The sequence below is a fragment of the Xenorhabdus beddingii genome (assembly GCF_002127545.1).
Taxonomy (GTDB): domain Bacteria; phylum Pseudomonadota; class Gammaproteobacteria; order Enterobacterales; family Enterobacteriaceae; genus Xenorhabdus; species Xenorhabdus beddingii.
The window spans coordinates 71,938-83,121 of the sequence record NZ_MUBK01000023.1 but is presented as its reverse complement, the minus strand read 5'-3'; the positions used below and the strand labels follow the sequence as shown (position 1 = coordinate 83,121).

Below are 11,184 nucleotides of genomic sequence, written 5' to 3'. Positions count from 1 at the left end.
TGGACTGATTGCTTACTGCCTTAAATGGAAAAAGCCGTCACTGAAAATTTTCTACTCAGACGAAGATTTTCCAGCAACGGCTTAAGCGGTATTCGGGTTAATTAAGAAATGAGGCTCTTACAGCAGACAACGGAATCAATTCGGGTGTCAAAATAAGAACCCCCGTAAGGCGGGCAACATCCTTCATTGTAGCCACGGTTAATCTTGTTCAGATAGAAACGCATCAATTTCATTTCGCCACGGAATTGCCGGTTGTGCTCCCTCCCGCGTCACGGCAATGGCCGCCGCAGCATGAGCAAAGCGGATCGCAGTCAACATCTCTTTTCCTTCCAGCAATCCGGTTATCAGGGCACCATTAAACGTATCCCCCGCAGCAATCGTATCAATCGCTTCCACTTTAAACCCAGGCACAATTTTTCCTTTCTTGCCTTTTTCACTCAGCCATACACCCCGGCCACCCAGTGTGATAATGACAGTTTCTATGCCTTTATTATGTAGGGCTTGGGATGCTTTCTCTGCTCCTGCAGCATCTTTCACGGCGATACCGGTCAAACATTCGGCTTCAGTTTCGTTAGGTGTGATGATATCCACAAGCGAGAGCAGTTGTTCTGAGATTTTCTGCGCTGGTGCCGGATTAAGGATCACTTTGGCATGATGCTGCTTCGCCGTTTCAGCAGCAAGTTGCACCGTTTCCAACGGTGTTTCAAGCTGTAACAGCAACGCATCAGCCTCTTTGACAACCTGCTCATAACGCAGGAAATAGTCCGGAGTTAGCACCCCATTCGCTCCTGCGCTAATGGCAATAACATTCTCACCTTGCTGGTTGACAAAAATCAGGGCGACGCCTGTTGTTTCCCCTTCAATAATCTCAATTGACGAGGTTTTGACATTATCTTTCACCAACTGTTGGCGGATGCGCTCTCCAATATCATCCTGACCAACGCAAGCAATAAATGTAATATCAGCGCCGCAACGGCCAGCAGCAACGGCCTGATTTGCTCCCTTTCCGCCAAATGCAACCCTATACTGTTTCCCTTTCACTGTTTCCCCTGGCAGGGGAAAAGATTCGAGGTTCAAGATGTGATCTGCATTGATGCTGCCCATGACTACAAGTTTTGCCATACTTATCACCCATTCTAAGGGAGTACTGATTTGATCCGGATATTACACAACTTTGCAGTATAAAAAAATAAAAGTAATTTACTCTTATCCATTTCAATAAATTAAAAATATTTTACCTTCATACAAAATCATACTTATCGGGATTGGTTCCTACCCGTTTATGACAATCAAGTGTATTAATTTTTTGCAATTCTTCTTCCGTCAATGAAAAATCAAATAGGTTAAAATTTTCAACAATACGTGATGAGGTAATCGATTTCGGAATGGTTATAATGTTATTTTGAATATCCCAGCGCAAAATAACCTGTGCCGGTGTTTTGTCATATTTCTTCGCGATATCTTTAATGATAGGGTTTTCTAGTATTTCTCCCCCTTGCATTAAAGGACTCCAGGCTTCTATTTGAATTTGCTCTTTTTGACAAAAATTACGTAGCTCAATTTGCGCAAGCATAGGGTGTAGTTCGACTTGATTGACCATCGGTTTGATGTCTGAATTGTCCATTAAATGTTCTAAGTGATGGATGTGAAAATTACAAACACCGATGACACGGGCTCTTCCTTCTTGGTATAATTTTTCAAAAGCGCGATATGTTTCCACGTATTTTCCATATACCGGCCAATGAATTAAATATAAATCTATATAATCTAATTTTAATTTTTTTAAACTTAAATCAAAGGCTTTAAGGGTTGTTTCATATCCTTGATCATCGTTCCATAATTTTGTCGTAATAAATAGATCTTCACGAGCAATATCAGATTCTCCAATAGCTTCCCCAACCCCAATTTCATTTTTATAGATCGAAGCCGTATCAATCATTCTATAGCCTGTTTCTAAAGATTTTTTGATAGCCTGTTTAACTTCCGTTCCCTCTTTTGTCTTATATACCCCTAAACCAATATTCGGAATTCTTACACCATTGTAGAGTGTTATGGTTTGAGTATTCATAAAAATCCCCCTTTCTTTTATTTGAATAAGAATAACATTTTCTCAACTGTGATGAAGATGTTAACTGTAATGAAGATCCCTTTTATCACCCAAATGTGCAGTCACTCACAGCGTTGACGCAGGACATCACGAGCCGCATCAATATCCCAATCATCAGCACGTCCAAATCAATGGATCATCATCAAAATCTTTGCATAGATTGAATTTTACCTATAAATAAAGGAAGGTAACTATCCGAACCGAGGTGTAAATAATATGCAATTGGTCGAGAAAATATCCCAGTTAAGCCAGTATCTGGAAAGTGGCCTATATGAAAGACGACAAGCCATTCGTCTTTGTCTACTGGCCGCTTTATGTGGAGAGAGCGTTTTCCTTCTGGGTCCACCCGGCATAGCCAAGAGCCTGATTGCCCGGCGGCTCAAGTTTGCTTTTAAAAATGCGCGGGCTTTTGAGTATCTCATGACCCGCTTTTCCACCCCGGAAGAGATTTTCGGCCCCCTCTCCATCCAAGCACTCAAGGACGAAGGACGTTACCAACGCCTCACCGAAGGCTATTTACCTGAAGCCGAAATTGTCTTTCTGGATGAAATTTGGAAAGCAGGGCCAGCGATTCTGAATACCCTACTGACAGCCATCAATGAAAAGAAATTCAGAAATGGAACTCAAGAAGAGCAACTGCCAATGCGCTTACTGGTTACCGCATCCAATGAACTTCCTGATACAGATAGCGGTCTGGAAGCACTCTACGATCGTATGTTGATTAGACTCTGGCTAGACAAAATTCAGGAAAAGAAAAATTTTCGGGCTTTGCTGACTGACCGGAACAATGAAAATAGCAATCCGGTTCCCACCTATATTCAGATCACTGAGGATGAGTTTCTTCAATGGCAGGGCAAGATCCGCCATGTCTCCTTACCAGAGCCTATTTTCGAACTGATTTATCAACTCCGTCAGCAGGTCAATGTCAGCGGAAATATTCCTGATGTTTCTGATCGCCGCTGGAAAAAAGCCATCCGCTTATTACAGGCCAGTGCCTTTTTCAATGGACGAAACGAAATCTCACCACCAGATATGGTGTTATTAAAAGATTGCCTATGGCATGACTTGAATGCCTTAAAACTTCTGTCACAACTTTTGAATACATTGCTGACAGAGCAAGCCTATCAGCAAAATCGGCTGGCACAGAAAATGGACAAGTTATATCAGCAGTGGGTGCAGGCCAACCAGGATAAAAATAACCACTCTCCCGTGCAATTAATCCCCAAAACCTCCCTTTTTGGCCGTAGAACCCTTTATTCACTCCCCGAACATATCAAGGATGAAAAACTGATACTGTTTTTACATCCTTCATTACATCTGCATGACATTGAGGTTAATTTCATCGAAATAGAGCAAAAATCGCTGGAAAACAGCCTAAAAAATCACACCGGGGAATTGTCCGTCTGCTTAAATGGCATTGGTTTCCCGCAAGCCATCACAGCCGAAATCGACGAAAAGCATCAGCTTACCGTACTGGATATTAGCCGTAATAGTGCCGTCCTCTGCCTATCGGATAAAAAATCAGTCGCCGTAGAAAACACCAATAACGAATGGAATGAAAAACTGATGTCCATCAATGATGAGATTCAACGGCAACACAATTTATTTAATCAACATCAACCCTGTTTATTTATCGAAGAACACTGGCTTGCCAGCACCGAACAAAGTTTTCTGCCATTAACGGAAAAAATGAAACTGTTGAGGGCAAAAATGGGAGAGTGACAGGTTAACGCTGCCTCCCCCTATTTTGCCCTCATAATGAAAGGAGCATGATGAAGCCCTGCATTACGCGAGCGTAAACAGTTCTCTAAGCGCTTGCGTATCCAGATTACCTATCCATTGCTCTCCGCTACCCACCACCATATCTGACAGCTCGCGCTTACGCTGGATCATTTCGTTGATGCGCTCTTCAAAGGTGGCACTGGTAATAAAGCGGTGCACCTGCACATTGCTCTTTTGACCAATACGATACGCACGGTCGGTGGCTTGTGCTTCCACTGCGGGGTTCCACCATAAGTCGAAGTGAATCACGTTTGAAGCGGCGGTGAGGTTAAGACCCGTGCCTCCAGCCTTGAGGGACAGCAGGAACACCCGCTCGGTGCGGTCGGTCTGAAATCGCTCCACCATTTCGTCGCGTTTGGTACGGGACAAGCCGCCATGCAGGAACATCGGTGTCTGCCCGTAGCGCTTCTGCAACCAGTGGGCAAGTAATTCCCCCATCTCGCGGAACTGGGTGAAAATGAGCGTCTTCTCGTGGCTGGCGTGTAAATCGTCAAGCAGATCGAATAAGCGTTCGAGTTTGCCGGAGGCCATCGCATCGCTGGCGGGCTGTTTCAGATATTGATCCGGATGGTTGCAGATCTGCTTCAGCGCCAGAATCATTTGTAGTACCAAGCCCTGACGTTTGAACTGATCTTCTTCGCCCTCAAGAGCCTGCATGCCTTCACGCACCACCGATTCGTACAGCGCGGTTTGGGTTGACGTCAACGTGCAGTATTGATCAAGCTCAACTTTGTCAGGCAAGTCACTGATCACATTGCGATCGGACTTAAGGCGACGCAGGAGGAAGGGAGCCGTAACACGCTGAAAACGTTCCGCTACCTGCCGGTCACGGTTGATTTGGATCGGCGTGGTGTATTCTTGCTCGAAACGTTTGAGTGTGCCCAGATAACCACGATTAACGAAGTCCATTAAGCTCCAGTACTCAGACAGACGGTTTTCAACAGGCGTACCGCTCATGGCGATGTAGCCAGCGGCGGGGATCGACTTAATCGCCTTGGTCTGTACGGTTGACGGATTCTTGATATTCTGCGCCTCATCCACCACCAGCACCTGCCAGGACAACGCCTTGAGCGCCGCCGCCGCTCTACGAGCGACACCGTAGGTCGTCAGCAAGATATCCGGCCGTTTGCTGGACAATTCACGTTTACTACCATGAAATACACCGATACTGAGTGTCGGTGCAAAACGGACTATTTCTTTCTGCCAGTTGGTCAGCAAGCTAGTGGGAACGACGACCAGCGCCTTAGACTGCTCCAAAGTGCCATCTTGCTTGAGCTTGAGCAGGGTGGTGATGACTTGCAGCGTTTTGCCGAGGCCCATATCATCGGCAATAATGCTGCCGAATCCGGCCTGAAGGTTACGCAGCAGCCAAGCGTAGCCACGTTGCTGATACGGGCGCAAAGTGGCGTTAAGGTCGCACGGTAAGGGCACCTCGCCCACTTCTCTCAACTCTGCCAGCAGTTGTAGCATGTTGTCATCGAGCTGTATGGGTGTACCGGCATATTCGCCAGCCAATGCCATGCGCATCAGTTCAGAGCCCGACCATTTAGAAGCGCGCTCCAACTGGGCTTGCAAGCTCGCGATTTCTTTCGGATCAAGGTAGATGTATTCGCCTTTGAAACGCACCACACCCGTTGCACCGTGAACCAATTGCTCGAATTCAGCGCGAGTCAGATGATGCTCGCCCAATGCCACCTGCCAGTCGAAAGTCAGGATATCGTCGGTGCTCAGTTGACCGCCTCCCAACCCCTTGTCCTGACTGGATACTTTCATCGACAACCGGGGACGTAATAATCGCTCCAACTCCTTGGGTAACAAGGTGCGAATACCGAGCAGGTGAATGGCAGGCAGTGTATCGAACAATAGCGCGGGCAGTTGTTCAGCCGTCAGAACGATGGGAGAACGCGCACCTTGTCGCAAATAGTCGTTAAGGGGTGGGAAAAATTCGGCCAGCAGAACAACCGTCTGCAAGACGCCGAAACGTGTCTGGCTCCACTCTGCTTCAGTCAGCACACTGTGCAGCGGAACCGGAGGCATCAACAAGGCGGATTTAGGCTGAATAGCCAGCCCCACTTCGAAATCACCAAACTCGCCCTCATTCAAGATCAACACTGGCGCATAGTCCCGCTCAGCAAGGTGATAGCGGGCAAGCCAAGTCTGTAAGGCCGGGCCAATGGCACTTTCTCCTGCACTATCGAAACTTTTCGGTTCGGCACTGAATAACAAGGACAATATTTTATTGTCGCGCGGTTTCTCTCTGATGTACTCCGACTCCATTCGTAGGTAATAACCGAGGAATACCGCACATAGCGAACAAGCCTGCATCATCGGTGAGATAGGCTGGTTCGGACTCAATACCGCCAGTTGTGACGGCAGGCCACGCGCCAGACGCTGCATCTGTTCAGCGACCCGATCATCGAGCATGGCTGGCAGCCAACGCACACCCAGGACATCTGGCTCCACCGCAAACACCTGTGGCACCACTGCTCCGTTAGCCAAAAGATGCAAGGACATCATACGCAAGTGGAACAGTGCCGCCACCTCTGGTTGCCTGTTCGGCAAGTCTGCTGGCGTGAGTTGTTCCAGCGCGGTATCCAGTTCTTCAATGGAATACAAGCCGTTGACGCCGCTGATGATGGCGTGCCCCTCACGACTCAGCGTGAGACGAGGACGGTGGGAGGCCAACAAGGTGAGTGAGGGCGTATCTATCGGGAACTTACCATCCAGCGTCTTGCGGGCAAATTTAGCCACCCGCGTCAATATCCGTTGCATCACATGACACAGATCGCTGCCAGAAAAAAATGCGGGTTGAGGTGGCAGTACCGCCAACAGCGCCTCAGACAGCAACGGCAAATCGGCATAAGCCAGCGTTTCCAGTGCTGCCGGGTCCGAGAACATGACCTCTTCTGACGCCTCATCTGCAATTAACAAGGTCGACAGGCGCGGCACATTAACCACTACCTCACTCTCAATATGGATGCCCCGCGCTTTTAGCTGCTGGATAAGATCCACGCCACGCAGGGAGAACACCAGAAAAGGGTTACTGTCAATTTCGCGGCTGACCAGATAAATCGTTGCCGCCAAGTGCTTACAAGGCACCGCCCAGTCGGGGCAGGAGCACATCATACCCAAATCTTTCCATTGGGACGGAAAGATGGCAATACCCAAACGCTCAGCCAACTCTAACACCGAAGGATCTAATTCTCGATTGAGCAGACGAGCAATCACACCAGGATCGTCCACCAACGCATCAAGCAGACGATCGATCTGCTGCTGGGTCAGTGTAGGGACATTAATCGATACCTTATAGGGCTTTGGGTAAGAACCTTGAACTTTGGCCTGCAAGAACCCCTCTTGCAATATCAGCCCCTTGACTGCACCTTTATTGGCGTAGGTTTTCCCACGCGGCAGCCGGTTGTCATAATCAATATCAGTGAGTGAATTCAGCCACTGCTTGCCCCACCAAGTATTGCCATAATTTATACGAGCCATGATATTCGCCAAAAAAGATGATAAATGGAAATAATATCCTGAATTTTACGGGATGTTAGGGGTTTTAGTCACAAAGAACATGGCTATTTCTTCGACATTAGTGCATTCTCCATGATGAGAACCCATCCATCTTAAAAACAGAACTTATTGAGATCAAAAATGGGAGAGCTGCATGTTAACGCTGACCACGCTCGATCTGCTGCTTTCCATCAATGAAGGCGAACTGATCGAAGAGATCATTCTGATGCTGTTGAGCACGCCTCAATTGGTGATCTTCTTTGAAAAGTATCCAAGACTTAAACGCGCATTGCTGAAAGATCTTCCTGCATGGAAGCAAACATTGCAGCAAAGAGTAAAAGAAGCGCATATTCCCGCTCCACTGGCTGAAGAATTTCAGTTATACCAACAGCGACTGACAGCCAACACAACAGAATTTTACCAACAGCTACCTGAGGTCATAGAAAAACTTCGGCAACTTTCCTCTCCCTTTGCCAATGAAGCCGACACACTGTTCAAGACACTATCTGGACATACCCATTCAGGGCAAATTCTGTTTATTCAGCGTTGGCGTCTCAGCCTGATCCTGCAAGTAACAACCTTTAACAAGGCATTATTGGAACAAGAAAAAGAGCAGTTACTGGCGGAGATCCAGAAGCGATTAACCCTCAGCGGTAATCTTGATCCGATATTTGATCACAATGATCGCGCCGCAGGTCGATTGTGGGATATGAGTAAAAGCCAGATTCATCTGGATTCGAACAATATATCACTATTCACTCTCTACGCTGACTTTCTCAGACAACAGCCTGAACTGGAAAAACTGGCGCAATGTCTTGGCCGCAGTCAAACCGCGAAATCAATTCCTGAAGACAGTCCTGTTCTTGAGCCATTCACCCGGATTGAGCGAATGCCGGATACCGTACCAGAGCAAGTCAGTGGACTCCGGCAAAGTGATGATATCTTAAGGCTGTTACCTACTGAGATGGCCATGCTGGGCATTGAAGAGCTGGAATACGAATTTTACCGGCGGCTGGTGGAAAAGAAACTATTGTCCTATCGCTTGCAAGGGGATAACTGGCAACCAAAAACCTCATTCAAACCCGTAACCCATCATCACAATGAAACACAACCACGGGGACCTTTTATTGTTTGTGTTGATACATCCGGTTCAATGGGTGGATTTAATGAACAGTGTGCAAAAGCATTGTGTCTGGCTTTAATGCGCATTGCATTGGAGGATAACCGCCACTGCCACATCATGCTGTTCTCGACTGAACTCGTTCACTATGATTTGACATCACCGGATGGCCTGACTCAGGCAGTACATTTTCTGGGGCAAACATTCAAGGGAGGAACCGATTTGGCATCCTGTTTGAATGCAACGGTTGAAAAAATGAAAGAAAATATCTGGAAAGATGCTGATGCTGTTGTTATTTCAGATTTCATAGCCCAACGTTTGCCGGACACTCTAATCCATCAGATAAAAAATCTACAACAGCATCAACAACACCGTTTCCATGCCATCTCCCTTTCCCACTACGGCAAACCCGGTATCATGCGGATATTTGATCATATCTGGCATTTTGATACCGGAATTACCAGCCGTTTACGGAGAAGATGGCGGAATTAAACCTTAGAGCACACCTTCAACTGATTCGATAATTTCTGGTGACCAAACCCCACACTGAACCTGACCGATGTGCGCCATTTGCAGCAACAGCATCACCAAACGGGATTGCCCAATACCACCACCGATGGACTGTGGCATATCGCCTTTGAGCAGTGCCTGATGCCAATCATACTGCAAGCGATCTTCATCGCTGGTCAGAGCAAGCTGACGTTGCAGCGCTTGTGCATCAACGCGGATACCCATTGAAGAAATTTCAAAAGCATCCTGCAACATGGGGTTCCAGACAATAATATCGCCGTTCAGACCCAGAAAACCATCACTGTTCGGTGTTGTCCAGTCGTCATAATCCGGCGCACGGACATCATGTGCCTGACCATCAGACAGCTTGCCGCCAATCCCCATCAGGAAAATCGCACCAAACTCTTTAGCCGCCTCACGCTCGCGACCTTTAGCATCCAGATCAGGGTAACGTTTCAGAAGCTCTTCGCTGTGGATAAAGTGAATTTGATCTGGCAGGAACGGTGCCAGACCAAATTCCTTACTTACCGCTTGTTGTGTTTCTTTTATTGCTTCGTAGATTTTACCTACTGTCTGTTTTAAATAGCTGAGTGAACGTTGATCTTCACCCATCGTTTTCTCCCAATCCCACTGATCAACAAAAACAGAATGGATAGGAGTCAAGCGATCTTCATCAGGACGCAGCGCCTTCATATGGGTATATAACCCTTGTTCAGCCTGAAAACCAAAGCGACCTAATGTCTTGCGTTTCCATTTAGCCAGAGAATGAACCACTTCAAACGTTGCATCCGGCAAAGTTTTCACTTTCACCTGCACGGCTTTTTCATGGCCAGACAGGTTGTCCTGAGTACCGTCACCAAGGCGGCTCAAGATAGGTGCCTGAACTTCGATTAAACCAAGTTGTTTCTCTAGCAGACGGGAAAAGTATGATTTCACAAAACTAATCTGCTGCTGTTTTTCAATGAAGGATGTTTTCATAATTCTGCTCTCAAAATTTTTTAGTGACCCTGTGTCCTGTTGATATAGATTAAGCAACAAAATGAGGTACAAATTCAATATCTGATAGTAAAAATAGTGTATAAGATTAATAAACGATAATTTTTACGCTATAAAAATAAATATCATTCAAAAATGGGGACTAAAAATGGCAGAAATTTATCAAATCGATAATTTGGACCGTGACATACTTCACGCTTTAATGGAAAACGCACGTACACCTTATGCAGAATTAGCAAAAAAATTCGCAGTTAGCCCTGGAACCATCCATGTGCGTGTAGAAAAAATGAAACAATCCGGGATCATCACGGGTACCCGGGTTGATATCAGTGCTAAACAGCTAGGATTCGATGTGTGCTGCTTCATTGGTATTATCTTAAAAAGTGCCAAAGATTACCCGGCGGCATTGAAAAAACTCGATATGCTTGATGAAGTCGTTGAGGTTTATTACACCACCGGTCATTACAGCATTTTCATTAAGGTCATGTGCCGATCCATCGAAACGCTTCAGGACGTACTTATCAACAAGATCCAGACGATTGATGAAATCCAGTCAACAGAAACATTGATCTCACTGCAAAACCCTATAACAAGGACAATAAAGCCTTAAAACAGAAAAATGTTTAACCACATTATCCACAGGTAGATCCCAATAGATTCACAGCGTACAATAGTTGCTCTTTTATTTATCAAGGATCATGATGAGCACAATAACCTTAATCAGCGGCAGCACAATGGGTAGCGCCGAATACGTCGCCGAACACATGGCTGAGATCTTAGAAAATAACGGGTTTTCAACAGAAATGCTGCATGGTCCTTCATTGGATGATCTTCCTCTTGAAGGGCTGTGGCTTGTGGTGACTTCAACACACGGGGCAGGAGACTTACCGGAAAACCTCCAGCCTTTGGCAGATACGATCACACAGCACCAGCCTGATCTCAGTAATGTGATCTTTGGGGCGGTTGGGATTGGCAGTTCTGAATATGACACATTCTGTGGTGCCATAAGATCACTTGAGCGATTATTGGAGGATCACGGAGCAAAACGGATCGGGGATCGATTGGAAATAGACATCCTGCAACATGAAATTCCCGAAGATCCAGCCGAAGAATGGGTCAAAGAGTGGGCAAAGTTACTCTGATCTGATTAAAAATATAA

8 protein-coding genes are annotated in these 11,184 nt (G+C 46.4%); 4 read left to right on the top strand and 4 right to left on the bottom strand.

Annotation, left to right across the window (positions count from 1 at the left end):
* Window positions 1–198: 198 nt before the first annotated feature.
* Together rbsK and Xbed_RS13745 are read right to left on the bottom strand one after the other, a co-directional pair.
* On the bottom strand, window positions 199–1,128 hold the full coding sequence (rbsK, locus tag Xbed_RS13750) for a ribokinase (protein WP_086113480.1): 930 nt from the start codon (window positions 1,126–1,128) through the stop codon (window positions 199–201).
* A gap of 112 nt (window positions 1,129–1,240) precedes the next feature.
* Window positions 1,241–2,068, bottom strand: a complete 828-nt coding sequence (locus Xbed_RS13745; protein ID WP_086113473.1) for an aldo/keto reductase — start codon at window positions 2,066–2,068, stop codon at window positions 1,241–1,243.
* Between the two features lie 255 nt (window positions 2,069–2,323).
* Between Xbed_RS13745 and ravA the strand changes: the two genes are divergently transcribed.
* Window positions 2,324–3,829: an ATPase RavA gene (gene ravA, locus Xbed_RS13740; protein WP_086113472.1), complete on the top strand. Its 1,506-nt coding sequence runs from the start codon at window positions 2,324–2,326 to the stop codon at window positions 3,827–3,829.
* A 63-nt stretch (window positions 3,830–3,892) separates the two neighbouring features.
* Here ravA and Xbed_RS13735 read toward each other — a convergent pair whose 3' ends face one another.
* The gene (locus Xbed_RS13735; RefSeq protein WP_086113471.1) at window positions 3,893–7,381 is read right to left on the bottom strand and encodes a DEAD/DEAH box helicase; all 3,489 of its coding nucleotides are present in this window, start codon (window positions 7,379–7,381) and stop codon (window positions 3,893–3,895) included.
* A 172-nt stretch (window positions 7,382–7,553) separates the two neighbouring features.
* On the opposite strand from Xbed_RS13735, the gene viaA reads away from it, so the two are divergent.
* Window positions 7,554–9,011 carry an ATPase RavA stimulator ViaA gene (viaA, locus tag Xbed_RS13730; protein WP_086113470.1) on the top strand — a complete coding sequence of 486 codons (1,458 nt, stop codon included), beginning with the start codon at window positions 7,554–7,556 and terminating at the stop codon, window positions 9,009–9,011.
* 3 nt (window positions 9,012–9,014) lie between these two features.
* On the opposite strand, the gene asnA is transcribed toward viaA, so the two are convergent.
* Entirely contained in the window at window positions 9,015–10,007 is a 993-nt protein-coding gene (gene asnA / locus Xbed_RS13725) for an aspartate--ammonia ligase (RefSeq protein WP_086113469.1), read from the bottom strand.
* Between the two features lie 166 nt (window positions 10,008–10,173).
* Between asnA and asnC the strand changes: the two genes are divergently transcribed.
* Both asnC and mioC read left to right on the top strand, forming a co-directional pair.
* On the top strand, window positions 10,174–10,635 hold the full coding sequence (gene asnC / locus Xbed_RS13720) for a transcriptional regulator AsnC (RefSeq protein ID WP_086113468.1): 462 nt from the start codon (window positions 10,174–10,176) through the stop codon (window positions 10,633–10,635).
* Window positions 10,636–10,726: 91 nt separating this feature from the next.
* Window positions 10,727–11,167 (top strand): FMN-binding protein MioC, encoded by a 441-nt coding sequence (gene mioC / locus Xbed_RS13715; RefSeq protein ID WP_086113467.1) that lies wholly within the window; start codon window positions 10,727–10,729, stop codon window positions 11,165–11,167.
* Window positions 11,168–11,184 lie beyond the last annotated feature (17 nt).

Bases quoted from the DNA above. Each gene is read 5' to 3' on its own strand.
- Xbed_RS13735 (WP_086113471.1), bottom strand. From the start codon at position 7,381: ATGGCTCGTATAAATTATGGCAATACTTGGTGGGGCAAGCAGTGGCTG.
- asnA (WP_086113469.1), bottom strand. From the start codon at position 10,007: ATGAAAACATCCTTCATTGAAAAACAGCAGCAGATTAGTTTTGTGAAA.
- mioC (WP_086113467.1), top strand. From the start codon at position 10,727: ATGAGCACAATAACCTTAATCAGCGGCAGCACAATGGGTAGCGCCGAA.
- ravA (WP_086113472.1), top strand. From the start codon at position 2,324: ATGCAATTGGTCGAGAAAATATCCCAGTTAAGCCAGTATCTGGAAAGT.
- viaA (WP_086113470.1), top strand. From the start codon at position 7,554: ATGTTAACGCTGACCACGCTCGATCTGCTGCTTTCCATCAATGAAGGC.
- Xbed_RS13745 (WP_086113473.1), bottom strand. From the start codon at position 2,068: ATGAATACTCAAACCATAACACTCTACAATGGTGTAAGAATTCCGAAT.
- asnC (WP_086113468.1), top strand. From the start codon at position 10,174: ATGGCAGAAATTTATCAAATCGATAATTTGGACCGTGACATACTTCAC.